Here is a 14,633-nt window from a genome sequence, read left to right as displayed (position 1 = left end):
TCTCCATCACCGGTCTTTTGGGTTCTTTAAGTCTTTTTTCGGCTTCGACCATGAAGATTTCCTCCTTTCCTGTTGCCCGCCTTGTGGGAGCTTTCCTCTGGCAAGCTTGGTCTGGTCTCATCGGCTTTTTCAACGACCGCCTGTTGCCGGAGCGCTACCATGTTCGGCCCGAAGCTTTGCCGGAGGGGCTGGCCCAGCTTTGGGCCCGTTACCTGTGCTACCGGCAAGCTTCTCGTCCAGGGGCAATCCAGTTTCGCGGCTTGACGGTGGAGCCTGGACGGGATCTGCGCTCGGCTCGTCTTGAAGCTCGTCCGGTCCGCTACCGCGGCTGCCCTGTGGAGACGGTTGCCCGCTGCGGGGATCCCTCTCCTGCCGGCCAACTTCTCACTGAAAAAGCTTTTGTGCCTCCCTACTGGAGACTGCTCAATACATTGCGCTTGAAGTTGAGCCTGGCCGATATCGATCGCTATTCGGTCACCCCGGCTCTGCAGCGGGTTTACCGTGGCCAAGTGTTCTAGCGGTTTATCTCCCTACGGGTGGCTGACCCCACGGTTGAGGCGCTGCCGCTGGTAGATGTTGGGTTGACCAGCTTGTTTCTCCTGAGCAGCGGGGGGAGGAGCTCCAGATACCCGCCACCTTTAGCTAAAAGCCGCAGGAGCCCCGCTCCCTACCGCCTAGCGGTCGGAGTTGGGTAGTTTACAAGTCCTTGAGCTGCAAACAAAAAGGCTCTGAAAGACCAAGAAAAAGCTAAGGTGGTGCGGCAACGCGCCCGCATCGCGAACAGCCGGGGAGATTTTCTGCACCACCTTAGGACTCGATGGGTGCGTGAAAGCCGAGCCATCGAGGTGGAAGAGCAGGCGGTCGGCAATGGGCAGGCATCCCAAGCGGGCTCAATCCATGTTTTTCGGTCGATGCTCGAGCCAATTTTAATCGGGTTGAGCGCTGTGCTCTGGGGCGGTCTCTGGGGCTACGCCACGCTGCTGATCGTGTTGGTGAACTTCAAGGAGCAGGGATCGGTTTACGCCTACCCCATGCAAGTGGTGTTGGATCGCTTTGTGGAATCTTTGGGGCTGGACTGGCTCAAAGCTTTGCATGCCATGCAACTGAAGCCGCTGCGCCAGATCAGCTATGCCCTGTTTGGCGCTGTCACCTTAGGGGTGGTCTGGATGCTTTGGGTGTTGGGGTGAGGCAATGAACGCTGCTCAACTGGTCGCCATTCTCTCTACTGCCATTGCCACCGCCACACCGTTGGTCTTCGCCAGTGTAGGAGAAACCATCACCGAGCGAGCAGGGGTGATCAATCTCTCCGCAGAGGGGACGATCATGCTGGCTGCCATGGTTGGGTTCGCCGTGGCCAAGCTGACGGGAAGCCTGGTGTTGGGCTTTTGGGCTGCCGCTGCTGGGGCCACTTCTGTTCCGAAGGGATCTGCTGCTGTATGCCAGCTATGCGCTGATTGGGGGAACTTGGTTCTTTTTTTATCGCACCCGGCCTGGCCTGATGCTGCGGGCCATGGGAGAACAGCCGGCAGCAGCCTTTGCCCGTGGCACCGATGTCATTTTCTGGCGCTATGTCTACACCCTCGTGGGAGGATCCCTGCTGGGCTTGGCAGGAGCCGCTTTTTCGCTGGATTTCAAGGCCGGCTGGAGCCACCGACACACAGCAGGTTACGGCTGGATTGCTTTGGCCATCGTCATCTTCGGCGGCTGGAACCCCTTACGGGTGGCCTTGGGGGCCTACCTGTTCGGCATTTTGCAGTCCTTTGCCGGGGTTGCCCAGACCACCATCCGCGCCGTGCCCGCCCAAGTTTTTACGGTGGCTCCCTTTGTGTTGATGATTTTGGTGTTGGTGTTCACCTCCGGGGAATGGTGGGAGTACGGTCTGCGCGGGATCCCACCTCGGCTGCGGCGCTGGATTCAGCAGGCGGCGCGAGCCACTCCGCCGGCAGCCCTGGGACAGCCATTTGAACAAGGCTAGAGACCCGGCTCGGGGAGTCTCTGGTCAACCGGCTCAATTAAGAGAAAATCTAAGGGTGCATCCTAGAAAATAGCGTGCAGCTTTTTGAGACAGGCCTGGATCTCCGCCAGCTCGGAGGGATCCAACTTTTGGAAGCGCTCTTTCAAGTAGGCGATGTGGGCCGGAAAAATTTCCTCAAACAGTTTCTCCCCCGCCTCTGTCAGCACGACCCTGAAGCAGCGGCGGTTCTCTGGCGGCACTTGCCGGCGCACCAGCCCCTTCTGTTCCAGACGATCCACAATGCCGGTCAGTGTCCCTTTGGTAACCAGGGTTTTTTGGGCCAAGACATTCATGGTCATGCCGGGAGTGTTGCCGAGGGTCACCAACACATCAAATTGGGGGGCGGTCAGCCCCATTTGCCGAATGTGAACCCCGGCATAATTTTCAAAGGCTTGGTAGGCCCGCACCAGATCCCGCACCACCCCCAAAAAAGGCTCACGGGCCGCCAGAATTGTTCGCGTCGACGGGACGGAGGAGTCTTCAGGCTTGCGAACCTCGCTTTCCGGAACGTCAGGCAGGGCAGGGTCGACAGGAGTGGGCATAGTTGAAGATCGCTGAAGGGGACTCACCCCCAGAGGAAAGTCTCGGCTCCATGATAGCCGACTGTAGTATAGTTCTAACGCAAATTAACGATGCTTCCGGCAGCAGCTCCAACCGTATCCGCATCCAGGGGCAGGACTGAGCCAGGGTGGAGGCTTTTCCGGCGGGGAGGGTCTCGACGACCTGTCGCTCACAAGGGAGCTGCTGCTGCAGAACCCAGAACTTCGTCCCACTAGCATAAGTAAAAACAGCCTAAACTGCGAGCAGCCCCCATTGATTCTGACTTTGCTATGAGAGGTGTATGACCAGGATCCCACCAAGCCCCAGAGCTGACCGGCAGTTGGCTCAAGCTGCCTACCTGGATCTGCAACTCTTTCGACTTCGGGATCCGGCCTTGTTGGGGAGATTGAGATCCCGGCAGGGTTGCAACCTGCCACAGACTGTCTGGCACCGGCCCTCTAGCTGCTGCGACCGCGGAAGCTGGATACTGATCGCGTAAGCGGGACGAAATGAACGACTTAGCAACCGGATGGCTCGAGCGCAGCAAGCGAGGTGCCCATGTTAAATGCCGCCATCACCCTCACGATCTTCCTTGGCTTTTGGGGAGTCGTGGTCAAGCGCAATCTCATTATGAAGATCCTGGCCATGGATGTCATGAGCACCGGGGTCATCGCCTTCTTCGTGATCTGGGCCGCCCGCAGCGGTGTGTTCACCCCTATCTACAAGCCCTGGCGCGAGCTGGACTATGCCGACCCCGTACCTCAGGGGATCATCCTCACGGCCATCGTCATCGGTCTGTCGGTACAAGCCCTGATGTTGGTGGGGGTGATGAAGTTGTCCCGCAACCATCCCACCCTCGAAGTGGAGAGCATCGAACAGGCGGTCGCGTCAGCGGGGCGGAGCACTTTTACCGATGACTGAGCTGACGCTGGTCTGGGTGGCGCTACCCTTTTTGTTTGCCTTTGCCACCTACTTGATGCCCGCCTTGACCCGTCCCAGCTTGGTGGGGATGGCCGCGCTGACGGTGACCTATGCAGTGTACCAGGGGGGGTTGCCGGGAACAACTGCGGCGCCGTTAGAGCTTCAGTTGCTGGATCACTTCGGGGTGACGCTGCGGATCGACGCCAACGCAGCAGCCATGCTCTTGGCCCATGGACTGATAACGCTGGGGGTGGCGCTGTATCTGGATCGGCGCTTTGTGGGCAGCCGCTTTCTGGCCATGCAGTTGCTGATCGTCCACGGCAGCGCCAACGCCGTCGTCATCAGCGCCGACCTGATCAGTGTCTATGTTGCCCTAGAGGTGCTCAGCATTGGTGTGTTTTTGCTGCTCACCTACGGGCGCCGGGCTGAGTCCCAGCCGACGGCAGGGGATCATCGCGACCGCCAGCTTTGGGTGGGGCTGCGCTACCTGTTCATGAGCAATGTGGCCATGCTCTTCTACTTGATGGGCGCAATCCTGGTCTACGTGCGCACCGGATCCCTGGCGATGAGCAGCCTGGCCATGGCTACCCCCACGGCTTTGGCGCTGATTGCCGTGGGTCTTTTGGCCAAGGGGGCGGTCTTCGTCGCCGGCCTGTGGCTGCCCCTCACCTACATCACCGCGGATCCCGTTATCGCGGCGGTGCTCAGCGGCTTTACGACCAAAGCAGGTGCCATGGCCTTGGTGCACTGCAGCGAGGCTTCGCCGGCCTTGGCCCAGGGGTTGTCCTACTTGAGCGCCGGCTCAGCCGTTTTTGGGATCCTCCTGGCTTTGATGGCCAGCACGCCCCAGCGCCTTTTGGCCTGGAGCTCGGTCTCGCAGATGGGATTTGTAATTGCCGCCCCTCAGTGGGCAGGTTTGTACGGCCTGGCCCATGGGTTGGCAAAGCCTCTGTTGTTTGTGGGGACGGCGATAACGAGTCGCTGGCGCTGGCCGATGTTGATCTTGGGGGCGGCCTCTCTGGCAGGGGTGCCCGGCAGTTTGGGGTATGCAGCCAAGGCCCTCACCTTGTCGGCTCTGGATCCCTGGCACGAGTGGCTGCTGGTTGGGGTTACCATCGGCACCACCTGTGTGGCTGTGCGAGTGCTGCGGTCATCTCCTTCTCAAATCAGCGGGAACATCCCCTCCAGTTGGCAAGACCAGGCGGCCTTGGCCCTTTGGGGCGGCGGCTTGCTCTGGGGCTGGCTGCCGGCGGCCTACGACGTCGATAATCTCCTTAAGGCACTGCTCAGCTTGGGTGCCGGGATCCCCCTGGGCTGGTTTTGGGAGCGGATCCCTTGGCAGAGAAGGTCGGTGAATGAGGGGCTGGAGGCTGTGGTGGGCGGCTTGAGTGTGGTGTTGGTGTTGGTTTGGGTTTTGTTAGCTGGGTGGAATTATGGGACGCTACCCTGAGTTGGGCTTACTGGAAATTGGCCTGCGGCTTTTGATTTGGTTCCTGCTGACGGGCAATCTGAGCTGGGACAATGTGGCCATCGGGGTGGCGGCGACGCTGCTGCTGCCTCGTCAGGCCTCTGCGCCGGTGCGGTGGCGGGATTGGGGACGGGTGCTCAAGGAGATTGTTTTCGCCGTTCCGAAAGCTTACTGGGAGGCCTTTGAGATGATCCTCAGGCCCCACACCGTAGAGGAGGTTGTATACAAACAAACTCTCCCCAATCGTTCGGCGGGGCTGGTGTTTCTCGATATCTTTTTGATTACTTTTACGCCCAAAACCATTGTGCTCAATTGCGATGCCCAAGGCACCTACGAGGTGCATCTGCTCAAACCACGGGAGGAGGCGTGAACCTACTGCTGTTTCTGCTGACTTTGACCCTATGCCTGCCGCTGTATGCCGCCTGGCTGAAGGAGGATATTTGGCAGACGATGCTGGCTTTTGCCAGCTTATCCACCAAGACGGCCATCCTGGTTTTGGTGGTATCCGTGGTGCGGGATGACTGGATGATCGGGATCGTGGGGGTCTTGATTTTGTCGGTGGGTAACGCGGCCCTGATGCTGCTGGCCCACGTGCTCAAGCGCTTGGAAATGCTCTAAAGATATTCTTAGTCTGGGGAATATGGAAATCTTAATGGAAGCTCTCAGCTATCTTCTGTTTGGGATCGGGGTGCTGTTTTGGCTGTGGGGAACGGCGCCGCTCCTTGGGGATCGCTCGATTTTGTTTAAGCTGCACGGCCTTTCGGTGTCCGACACCCTGGGATCCATGAGCATCATACTGGGGCTGTTGCTGCGGATCCCAAGGGAGTGGCCTCTGCTGGTGTTGGCGCTGATTTCCTTGGCCATTTGGAACACCATCTTGGGCTATGTGCTGGCGTTTTGCTCGCAGCGCAAGTCCCTATAGGAGGACAGGATGGAAGAGACCTTGTTGCTGGTGATCGCCCTGCTGCTGCCCTTGACGGCAGGCTTGGTGGTGACCCAGACCAATCCCTATCATGCCTTGGTGATGCGCGGCATTCTGGGATCCATCGCTGCTCTGATCTATGCCTTGTTTGGGGCGGCGGATGTGGCGCTCACCGAGGCGCTGGTGGGCACCATGCTTTCCATTACGCTCTATGCCATCGCGGTGCGTTCCTCGTTGAGTATGCGCTTGGGCGTTCTCGAAGGCAGTCCTGTGTTGGAGGCCGGTACCTCAGCAGCACAGCAGTTGTTACAGCAGATGCGCCAAGCACTACAGCGGTACCACATGCGTTTGGAGTTGGCCGTCTATGGGAGTTCAGAGGCCTTGTTGGCTGCCCTTCACAGCCGAGAGGTGCACACCATTGCCCTTGAGCCCGATGAGGAGGTGGCAGAGTATCGCTTGGTAACGCGCGTGCCCCGCCTGCAGGCCATCTTGGCGCAACAAGCCCTGCTTTCTGAGGTCTTCTTGCCATGAGGTGGTTGTATGGGGTGGCGGTGCTGCTGGCAGCATTGCAGCTCGTGGTCGCCGATGCAGGAGCTGTTTTGCCTGCTGTTGAACCTGTATCGACTCTAGCCGGAGAAAGCGGCGTGCCCAATACGGTGACAGGTTTGATCTTGCGCAACCGCCTTTACGACACGGTTTTCGAAGTAGTTGTATTTTCCGCGGCAATTCTGGGCGCGCAATACCTGCTGGCGGATGAGCGACCGACGGCCAATGTAGCTCAATTTACCGACATTCCCTCGATCGTGCTGGCGCGGGTGGGGGCCACCATTTCTGCCCTGATTGGGGTGGAGCTGGCCATTCGGGGTCACCTGACGCCGGGTGGGGGGTTTGCCGCCGGCGTGGCGGGAGGAACGGCAATTGGCTTGGTGGCGATCACCGCCTCTTCGACCTGGATGGAGGCCATCTACAAGCGGTGGCAAGCCGCGATGTGGGAGAAGCTGTCGGTGGTGACGTTTATCGGCGTGGCTGTCATCGCCCTGGCCGGTTGGGAGCTGCCCAAGGGCGAGCTGGGATCCCTTTTCAGCGGTGGCTGGATCCCGATTCTCAACATTTTGGTGGCAATCAAGGTGGCGCTGGGATCCTGGGCGGCAATCTTAATTTTTATTCGCTACCGCGGCCTGTTATGAGGGTCTAGATGGGTTGATGGGAAGCACCTCTGTCCCGGCAAAAAATTACCGACATTGCAGATAAGGACTCAACTGCGCTGCCCCACTGGACGCAAAAAAAGGGATCCCGTTTAAGTTTAGTGCAATGGATTAGATCAACGGCTTTCACCTTTACACTGTTTTGCTGCTTTCAGATCTCAAGATCTCCCAGACAATACGGAACACTTTATAGGCAGGATACAGTAGAAGGAGTGCTAATATCCGCCAATGGCCGTCACTCAAAATAACATTGATTGGACAACGGCAAAATACTGCCCAGAAGGCCACTATGGAAATGAGGGGAGTTGAAGCATATACAATTGATTTTGAGTGTCGATAGTTCCAGTATTGTGAGAGCTTATCCAATCCCCAAGATATCAGGTCAAGTAAAAGAAACGCAAAAAGAAAACGTAGCAGAAAAGTAGGAGGCTGAGGAAATCCTAATACCCAAACGAAAAAGCCTGCGACTGCTACAGACCCTGATGTGATTAAGATTTTTTCAATGACTCTGATCAAGAGGCTGGCTAGAGTACTTTTCTGGCTTTTATTGTCCTCTGACAAGATGCCTGCCATTTTTCACCTTCCTTGTCTATCGCAAGAGCAATCCGGAAATTCTCACTTACTCGGCTTTCTGCGTTTCATGAATAGTTGATGGTTAGTTGTTGAACAGATCCCAAACATACCTGCATCCAGCAGTAACTGCCCCCACTAAATACCTCTCTACTGGTGCAAGCAGTAAGCATAGCAACCTTCAACTCGCGATATTTTTGACAACTTTTCTCAACTAGAGGCAGCCTAGGATTAGCGCGAGCAAAAAGTCAATGCAACTTTGTGAAACTTAACTTTCTAGTCGTCTAAGCCAACCCAATAAAAATCCCCCGCCAATGGGCGAGGGATCCAAGCCATCTATTGACATCTGGGTTATTAGTTACCCAGACTGGGAGGCTGTCGAGGCGATAACAAAGGCCGCGTAGGTCAGGACATACCCCACTGTGAAGTGGGCCAGACCCACCAACCGACCCTGCACAATCGACATAGCCACCGGCTTATCTTTCCAGCGGATCAGCTTGGCCAAGGGGGTGCGCTCGTGCGCCCAGACCAGGGTCTCGATCAGCTCTTGCCAGTAGCCGCGCCAGGAGATCAAGAACATGAACCCAGTCGCCCAGACCAAGTGGCCGAACAGGAACATCCAGGCCCAAACCGCCAGGTTATTCATTCCGTAGGGGTTGTAGCCGTTGATCAACTGAGCCGAGTTGGCCCAGAGATAATCCCGCAGCCAGCCCATCAGGTAGGTGGAGTTCTCGTTGAACTGGGCGGTGTTGCCGCTCCAGATCCCCAGGTGCTTCCAGTGCCAGTAGAAGGTCACCCAGCCAATGGTGTTCAGCATCCAGAACATGGCCAGGTAGAAGGCATCCCAGGCGGAGATGTCGCAGGTGCCGCCCCGACCCGGCCCGTCGCAGGGGAAGCTGTAGCCGAAGTCTTTTTTGTCCGGCATCAGCTTAGAGCCGCGGGCATCCAACGCCCCTTTGACCAGGATCAACGTCGTGGTGTGCAGGCCGAGAGCAATGGCGTGGTGCACCAGGAAGTCGCCAGGGCCAATGGGCAGGAAGAGGAACCCATTGGGGTCATTGATGGCTTGCAGCCAGCCGGGCAGCCACACGTTGCCGTAGTTGGGCCAAGCCGTAGAGGCGATGCTATCCGGGTTGGACAACAGCACGTCCATGCCGTAGATCATCTTGCCGTGGGAAGCTTGAATGAACTGAGCAAACACCGGCTCGATCAGGATCTGCTTCTCCGGCGTGCCAAAGGCTTGCATGACATCGTTGTGGACGTACAGCCCCAGCGTGTGGAAGCCCAAGAACAGCGATACCCAGCTCAGGTGGGAGATGATCGCCTCCTTGTGATCCAGCACCCGCGCCAGCACGTTGTTCTTGTTGGCTTCGGGATCGTAGTCCCGCACCAGGAAGATGGCCCCATGGGCAAAAGCCCCCACCATCAAGAACCCAGCAATGTACTGGTGATGGGTGTAGAGAGCCGCCTCCGTGGTGTGATCCATGGACATGAACACGTAGGGGTTGAGGGCGTACATGTGCTGCGCCACCAGCGAGGTCACCACTCCCAAAGAAGCCAGCGCCAACGCCAACTGGAAGTGCAGGGAGTTGTTGACCGTGTCGTAGAGGCCCTTGTGCCCTTCGCCCAACAGGCCCCCGAAGGGAGTGCCCTTGGGCGGGTTGTGGGCGCCCAGGATCTCGCGGATGCTGTGGCCGATACCCCAGTTGGTGCGGTACATGTGGCCGGCGACGATGAAGATTACCGCAATGGCCAGGTGGTGGTGGGCCATGTCCGTCAGCCACAGGGACTGCGTGTTGGGGTTAAAGCCGCCCAAGAAGGTGAGGATGGCCGTGCCCGCCCCTTCTGCCGTGCCCCAGACGTGGTTGGCCGTATCTGGGTTCTGGGCATACACCCCCCAGTTAAGGGTGAAGAAGGGCTTCAGTCCCGCCGGGTGGGGCAGCGTGGTGAGGAAGTTGTCCCAGCCCACGTGCTGACCGCGCGACTCGGGGATGGCCACGTGCACCAGGTGGCCCGTCCAGGCCAGCGAGCTGACGCCGAACAAGCCGGCCAGGTGGTGGTTGAGGCGGGCTTCAGCGTTCTTGAACCAGCTCAGGCTGGGCCGGAAGCGGGGCTGCAGGTGCAGCCAGCCGGCAAACAGGAACACCGCCGCCAACAACAGCAGGCCGATGGCACCGGTGTAGAGATCGCCGTTGGTGCGCAGGCCGATGGTGTTGAACCAGTAGTAGAGGCCGGAGTAGGCCGCGTTGACAGGGCCACCGCCTCCAGGTTGGGTGAAGGCTTCCACCGCCGCCTTGCCGAACTGGGGATCCCAGATAGCGTGGGCGATGGGGGTGACGCCGGTGGGGTTGGCCACCCATTGCTCGTAGTTGCCTTGCCAGGCGATGTGGAAGACGTTGCCCGAGGCCCACAGGAAGATGATCGCCAGATGGCCGAAGTGGGTGGCAAACAGCTTTTGGTAAAGCCGCTCCTCCGTCATGCCATCGTGGGTCTCGAAGTCATGGGCGGTGGCAATGCCATACCACAGACGTCGAGTGGTGGGATCACTGGCCAGGTCTTGGCTGAATTGCGGAAAACGAGTTGCAGTTGTCATGATTCTCTCTTCCTCCTTGCCTTAGCCGAGTGCGGCAAACCGTGCCAGGAAGAACGCCCACGTGGTGACGATCCCACCCAGCAGGTAGTGGGCCACACCGACCGCCCGACCCTGGATGATGCTCAGGGCGCGGGGTTGAATGGCCGGAGCGACTTTCAGTTTGTTATGCGCCCAGACAATCGACTCAATCAGCTCCTGCCAGTAGCCACGGCCGCTGAACAGGAACATCAAGCTGAAGGCCCAGACGAAGTGGGCGCCCAAGAAGAGCAGCCCATAGGCCGACAGCGCCGAGCCGTAGGAGTTGATCACCTGCACCGATTGCGCCCACAGGAAGTCCCGCAACCAGCCGTTGATGTTGACGGCGCTGGCTGCAAAGTTGCCGCCCGTGATGTGCTCAATCGTGCCGTCCGGGTTGACGGTGCCCCAGATGTCGCTCTGCATCTTCCAACTGAAGTGGAAGATCACAATCGAGATGGCGTTGTACATCCAGAACAGCCCCAGGAAGACGTGATCCCAGCCGGAGACCTGGCAGGTGCCGCCGCGGCCTGGCCCGTCGCAGGGGAAGCGGAAGCCCAGCTTGGCCTTATCGGGGATCAGTCGGGAAGAGCGGGCAAAGAGCACCCCCTTGAGCAGGATCAACACCGTGATGTGGATGGTCATGGCGTGGATGTGGTGCACCATGAAGTCCGCCGTGCCCAGCACCATCGGCATCATGGACACCTTGCCGCCCACGGCCACCACGTCGCCGCCGAAGATGGGGCTTACCGAAGCGCCCACGTAGGGAGCGGTGCTGGCGATGGCGTTGGTGTGCAGGGATTGAATCCACTGGGCAAAAATGGGCTGCAGTTGGATACCGGTGTCCGAGAACATGTCCTGCGGACGGCCCAGCGCCTGCATGGTGTCGTTGTGGACGTAGAAGCCGAAGGCGTGGAAGCCCAGGAACAGACACACCCAGTTCAGGTGGCTGATGATGGCGTCGCGGTGGCGGATTACCCGATCCAGCACGTTGTTGCGGTTCACCGCCGGGTCATAGTCCCGCACCATGTAGATGGCCCCGTGGGCAGCGCCGCCAACAATGAACAGTCCCCCTATCCACATGTGGTGGGTAAAGAGGGAGATCTGCGTGGCGTAGTCGATGCCCATGTAGGGGTAGGGGTTCATGGCGTACATGTGCTGGGCCACGATGATGCTCAGGGATCCCACCATGGCCAGGTTGATGGCCAGTTGGGCATGCCAGGAGCTGGTCAGCACTTCGTAGAGACCCTTGTGGCCTTCGCCGGTGAAGGGGCCCTTGTGGGCTTCCAGGATCTCTTTAATGGAGTGGCCGATGCCCCAGTTGGTGCGGTACATGTGGCCCGCCACGATAAACAGCACGGCAATGGCCAGGTGGTGGTGGGCCTGATCCGTCAGCCAGAGGGCGCCGGTTTGCGGATCCAAGCCCCCCTTGAAGGTGAGGAACTCCGCGTACTTGCCCCAGTCCAACGTAAAGAAAGGCACCACCCCGCTGAAGAAGCCCCAATCCACACTGGGGAACATCTCCTTCATCAGGGCCGGCTTGAGGATGAACTCGTGGGGCAGAGGGATCTGAGCCGCCGGCACGCCCGCATCCAACATCTTGTTGATGGGGATGGCCACATGAATTTGGTGACCGGCCCAGGCCAGAGAGCCCAGCCCCAGCAGGCCCGCCAGGTGGTGGTTGAGCATCGACTCCACGTTCTGGAACCACTCCAGCTTGGGAGCCCGCTTGTGGTAGTGGAACCAGCCGGCAAACAGGCAGAGGCCAGCCATCACCAAGCCACCAATAGCGGTGCAGAGGAGTTGAAACTCATTGGTGATGCCGGCAGCCCGCCAGAGGTGAAATAGGCCCGACGTGATGCGGATCCCTTCAAAGCCGCCGCCCACATCGCCGTTGAGGATCTCCTGGCCGAAGATGGGCCAGACCACTTGGGCGCTGGGCTTGACATTGATCGGATCCGCCAGCCAAGCGGAGTAGTTGGAGAACTGAGCGCCGTGGTAGTACATGCCGCTCAGCCAGACAAAGACCACCGCCAGGTGGCCGAAGTGCGCAGAAAAGATCTTGCGAGAGACGTCTTCTAGGTCGCTGGTGTGACTATCGAAGTCATGAGCAAGAGCGTGGAGGTTCCAGATCCAGGTCGTGGTCTTGGGGCCACGCGCCAGGCTGCGATCGAAGTGTCCCGGCTTGGCCCATTTCTCAAATGAGGTGGGAACCGGATCGATATCAACCGTCACCTTAACCTTTGGCTCTCGCTCCTTGGGTGTAGTTGTCATCAAGAACTCCTCTCTTGCGACAAGGAACGAAGCATTCCCGCCCATCGTCAGGAAACCCCCCAGGGCGGGACTTACCAGGCATTATAGGTCAGGGTTTGTAAACCCCCCGTCGCTTCACAATAATTAAACGAGGGATCCCTTGTCTGATCGGGGTCGGCGTCGATTGGCAATCGTTTTTCCAATTGTAGATGTAAATATATGTAACGAATTTTCACCAACCCAATCTGCTCTGGTGAAATGAACGCTGGGAACTGGGCAACGGGCAGCAAGGGATCCTCTGGGCGGGGATATGTGGTAGAAAGCTGACAGCTTCCTGCGCAGATGTCCTTCTATGACTCTGGAAATTCCCCGTCGCCAGTACGTCAGCAACTACGGCCCCACAGTAGGGGATCGAGTGCGTCTGGCGGATACCGAGCTGATCATCGAGGTGGAGCAGGATTTCACCACCTACGGCGAGGAGATTAAGTTCGGCGGCGGCAAGACCATCCGCGACGGCATGGGGCAATCGCCGACGGCCACCCGCGCCAACGGGGCTCTGGATCTGGTGATCACCAACGCCCTGATCTTGGACTGGTGGGGCATCGTCAAAGCCGATGTGGGCATTCGCGACGGCTACATTGTCGGCATCGGCAAGGCCGGCAACCCCAACATCCAGACGGGGGTGACACCAGGCATGGTGGTTGGCCCCAGCACCGAGGTGATTGCCGGCGAAAACTTGATCCTGACGGCAGGCGGGATCGACGCCCATGTGCATTTCATTTGTCCTCAACTGTGCGAGTTTGCCATCGCTTCGGGAGTGACTACCCTTTTGGGTGGCGGAACCGGGCCGGCCACAGGCAGCAACGCCACCACCTGCACACCGGGGGCCTGGAACTTGGGGAAGATGTTGCAGGCGGCGGAAGGGTTTCCGGTCAACTTGGGCTTTTTTGGCAAGGGGAACGCGGCGTTTCCTGAAGCTCTGCGGGAGCAGGTGGAAGCGGGGGCCTGCGGGCTGAAGATCCACGAAGACTGGGGATCGACGCCGGCGGTGATCGATAGCTGTCTGCAGGTTTCGGATGAATACGACATCCAGACCCTGATCCACACCGATACCTTAAATGAGTCGGCCTTTGTGGAAGATACCATCGCCGCCATCAATGGCCGCACCATTCACACCTTTCATACTGAAGGGGCCGGAGGTGGGCACGCCCCCGACATCATCCGCATTGCTTCCGAGCCCAACGTGCTGCCCAGCTCCACCAATCCCACCCGTCCCTTTACCCGCAACACCATCGAAGAGCACCTGGACATGCTGATGGTGTGCCATCACCTGAGCAAAGAGGTGCCAGAGGACATTGCTTTTGCCGAAAGCCGCATTCGCCCCCAAACCATTGCCGCCGAAGACATCTTGCACGACATGGGGGCCCTCAGCATCATCTCTTCCGACTCCCAGGCCATGGGCCGGGTGGGAGAAGTGATCATTCGCACCTGGCAAACCGCCCACAAAATGAAAGTGCAACGGGGGCCTCTGCCGCAGGATAGCAGCCGCAACGACAACTTTCGGGCCAAGCGTTACGTAGCTAAGTACACCATCTGCCCTGCCATTGCCCAGGGCCTCAGCCACATCATCGGCTCGGTAGAGGTGGGCAAGCTGGCGGATCTGTGCCTGTGGAAGCCGGCTTTCTTTGGGGTTAAGCCGGAGATCGTCCTGAAGGGGGGCTTGATTGCCTATGCCCAAATGGGGGATCCCAACGCCTCGATTCCAACTCCGCAGCCGGTGTACCCTCGGCCTATGTTCGGCAGCTTTGGCCGCGCCCTGAGCGAGACCAGCCTGCTCTTTGTCTCCCAGGCTGCCCTAGACCTGGGGATCCCAGAAAAACTGGGGATCCAACGCCGGGCCGTAGCGGTCAAGAATTGCCGCGAGATCGGCAAGGCGGATTTGAAACTCAACAGCAGCACCCCTCACATCGAGGTCGACCCGGAGACCTATGAAGTACGGGCCGATGGAGAATTGCTCACCTGTGAGCCGGCAGAAGTCCTGCCGATGGCGCAACGATACTTTTTGTTCTAGGCTTTTCTCAGCTTGAGGGTCGAGCATCTGGGATACGACTGACAGCGGAACGGATTGGCTA

15 protein-coding genes are annotated in these 14,633 nt (G+C 58.8%); 11 read left to right on the top strand and 4 right to left on the bottom strand.

What is annotated here, in order from left to right:
* Positions 1-50: 50 nt before the first annotated feature.
* Positions 51-518, top strand: coding sequence for a hypothetical protein (locus NW862_RS08025; RefSeq protein ID WP_414347067.1), 468 nt, complete (start codon positions 51-53; stop codon positions 516-518).
* A gap of 234 nt (positions 519-752) precedes the next feature.
* Positions 753-1,187, top strand: a complete 435-nt coding sequence (locus NW862_RS08020) for a hypothetical protein (protein ID WP_414335422.1) — start codon at positions 753-755, stop codon at positions 1,185-1,187.
* A gap of 15 nt (positions 1,188-1,202) precedes the next feature.
* Here the strand turns inward: NW862_RS08020 and NW862_RS08015 are convergent, their stop codons facing one another.
* Positions 1,203-1,325: a hypothetical protein gene (locus NW862_RS08015; RefSeq protein ID WP_414427084.1), complete on the bottom strand. Its 123-nt coding sequence runs from the start codon at positions 1,323-1,325 to the stop codon at positions 1,203-1,205.
* A 173-nt stretch (positions 1,326-1,498) separates the two neighbouring features.
* Here NW862_RS08015 and NW862_RS08010 point away from each other — a divergent pair, with 173 nt between their 5' ends.
* Entirely contained in the window at positions 1,499-1,975 is a 477-nt protein-coding gene (locus NW862_RS08010; RefSeq protein WP_414335424.1) for an ABC transporter permease subunit, read from the top strand.
* A gap of 62 nt (positions 1,976-2,037) precedes the next feature.
* On the opposite strand, the gene NW862_RS08005 is transcribed toward NW862_RS08010, so the two are convergent.
* Positions 2,038-2,556, bottom strand: a complete 519-nt coding sequence (locus tag NW862_RS08005) for a MarR family winged helix-turn-helix transcriptional regulator (protein WP_414335425.1) — start codon at positions 2,554-2,556, stop codon at positions 2,038-2,040.
* A gap of 556 nt (positions 2,557-3,112) precedes the next feature.
* On the opposite strand from NW862_RS08005, the gene NW862_RS08000 reads away from it, so the two are divergent.
* Genes NW862_RS08000 through NW862_RS07970 form a run of 7 tightly spaced genes read left to right on the top strand, consistent with a single transcriptional unit; the run spans position 3,113 to position 7,052 of the window.
* Entirely contained in the window at positions 3,113-3,475 is a 363-nt protein-coding gene (locus NW862_RS08000) for a cation:proton antiporter subunit C (protein ID WP_414335437.1), read from the top strand.
* Positions 3,468-4,925 (top strand): cation:proton antiporter, encoded by a 1,458-nt coding sequence (locus tag NW862_RS07995; protein WP_414347063.1) that lies wholly within the window; start codon positions 3,468-3,470, stop codon positions 4,923-4,925. Before NW862_RS08000 ends, NW862_RS07995 begins: the two co-directional genes overlap by 8 nt.
* Positions 4,909-5,313 (top strand): Na+/H+ antiporter subunit E, encoded by a 405-nt coding sequence (locus NW862_RS07990; RefSeq protein WP_414335429.1) that lies wholly within the window; start codon positions 4,909-4,911, stop codon positions 5,311-5,313. The genes NW862_RS07995 and NW862_RS07990 overlap by 17 nt, the downstream gene beginning before the upstream one ends.
* Positions 5,310-5,561, top strand: a complete 252-nt coding sequence (locus NW862_RS07985) for a hypothetical protein (protein WP_011430584.1) — start codon at positions 5,310-5,312, stop codon at positions 5,559-5,561. Before NW862_RS07990 ends, NW862_RS07985 begins: the two co-directional genes overlap by 4 nt.
* A gap of 22 nt (positions 5,562-5,583) precedes the next feature.
* Complete coding sequence (locus tag NW862_RS07980) at positions 5,584-5,865, top strand: monovalent cation/H(+) antiporter subunit G (RefSeq protein WP_414335431.1); 282 nt, start codon at positions 5,584-5,586, stop codon at positions 5,863-5,865.
* 9 nt (positions 5,866-5,874) lie between these two features.
* Positions 5,875-6,396, top strand: a complete 522-nt coding sequence (locus NW862_RS07975) for a DUF4040 domain-containing protein (protein ID WP_414335433.1) — start codon at positions 5,875-5,877, stop codon at positions 6,394-6,396.
* Positions 6,393-7,052, top strand: a complete 660-nt coding sequence (locus tag NW862_RS07970) for a Na(+)/H(+) antiporter subunit B (RefSeq protein WP_414336986.1) — start codon at positions 6,393-6,395, stop codon at positions 7,050-7,052. Before NW862_RS07975 ends, NW862_RS07970 begins: the two co-directional genes overlap by 4 nt.
* A 946-nt stretch (positions 7,053-7,998) precedes the next feature.
* On the opposite strand, the gene psaB is transcribed toward NW862_RS07970, so the two are convergent.
* A complete protein-coding gene (gene psaB / locus NW862_RS07965; protein WP_414336984.1) occupies positions 7,999-10,233 on the bottom strand; it encodes a photosystem I core protein PsaB in 2,235 nt (744 codons plus the stop codon).
* Between the two features lie 21 nt (positions 10,234-10,254).
* Positions 10,255-12,522, bottom strand: coding sequence for a photosystem I core protein PsaA (gene psaA, locus NW862_RS07960; RefSeq protein WP_414336982.1), 2,268 nt, complete (start codon positions 12,520-12,522; stop codon positions 10,255-10,257).
* Between the two features lie 331 nt (positions 12,523-12,853).
* On the opposite strand from psaA, the gene ureC reads away from it, so the two are divergent.
* Positions 12,854-14,572 (top strand): urease subunit alpha, encoded by a 1,719-nt coding sequence (gene ureC / locus NW862_RS07955; protein WP_414427083.1) that lies wholly within the window; start codon positions 12,854-12,856, stop codon positions 14,570-14,572.
* Positions 14,573-14,633 lie beyond the last annotated feature (61 nt).

It is taken from the genome of Synechococcus sp. H55.8 (assembly GCF_047462375.1).
In the GTDB taxonomy this organism is placed as follows: Bacteria; Cyanobacteriota; Cyanobacteriia; order Thermostichales; family Thermostichaceae; genus Thermostichus.
This window is presented reverse-complemented; position numbering and strand designations above follow the sequence as displayed.

Coding starts and splice junctions, on each gene's coding strand:
- NW862_RS08025 (WP_414347067.1), top strand. CDS start 51: ATGAAGATTTCCTCCTTTCCTGTTGCCCGCCTTGTGGGAGCTTTCCTC.
- NW862_RS08015 (WP_414427084.1), bottom strand. CDS start 1,325: ATGATCGTCCCCTCTGCGGAGAGATTGATCACCCCTGCTCGCTCGGTG.
- NW862_RS08010 (WP_414335424.1), top strand. CDS start 1,499: ATGCTGCGGGCCATGGGAGAACAGCCGGCAGCAGCCTTTGCCCGTGGC.
- NW862_RS08005 (WP_414335425.1), bottom strand. CDS start 2,556: ATGCCCACTCCTGTCGACCCTGCCCTGCCTGACGTTCCGGAAAGCGAG.
- NW862_RS08000 (WP_414335437.1), top strand. CDS start 3,113: ATGTTAAATGCCGCCATCACCCTCACGATCTTCCTTGGCTTTTGGGGA.
- NW862_RS07995 (WP_414347063.1), top strand. CDS start 3,468: ATGACTGAGCTGACGCTGGTCTGGGTGGCGCTACCCTTTTTGTTTGCC.
- NW862_RS07990 (WP_414335429.1), top strand. CDS start 4,909: ATGGGACGCTACCCTGAGTTGGGCTTACTGGAAATTGGCCTGCGGCTT.
- NW862_RS07980 (WP_414335431.1), top strand. CDS start 5,584: ATGGAAATCTTAATGGAAGCTCTCAGCTATCTTCTGTTTGGGATCGGG.
- NW862_RS07975 (WP_414335433.1), top strand. CDS start 5,875: ATGGAAGAGACCTTGTTGCTGGTGATCGCCCTGCTGCTGCCCTTGACG.
- NW862_RS07970 (WP_414336986.1), top strand. CDS start 6,393: ATGAGGTGGTTGTATGGGGTGGCGGTGCTGCTGGCAGCATTGCAGCTC.
- psaB (WP_414336984.1), bottom strand. CDS start 10,233: ATGACAACTGCAACTCGTTTTCCGCAATTCAGCCAAGACCTGGCCAGT.
- psaA (WP_414336982.1), bottom strand. CDS start 12,522: ATGACAACTACACCCAAGGAGCGAGAGCCAAAGGTTAAGGTGACGGTT.
- ureC (WP_414427083.1), top strand. CDS start 12,854: ATGACTCTGGAAATTCCCCGTCGCCAGTACGTCAGCAACTACGGCCCC.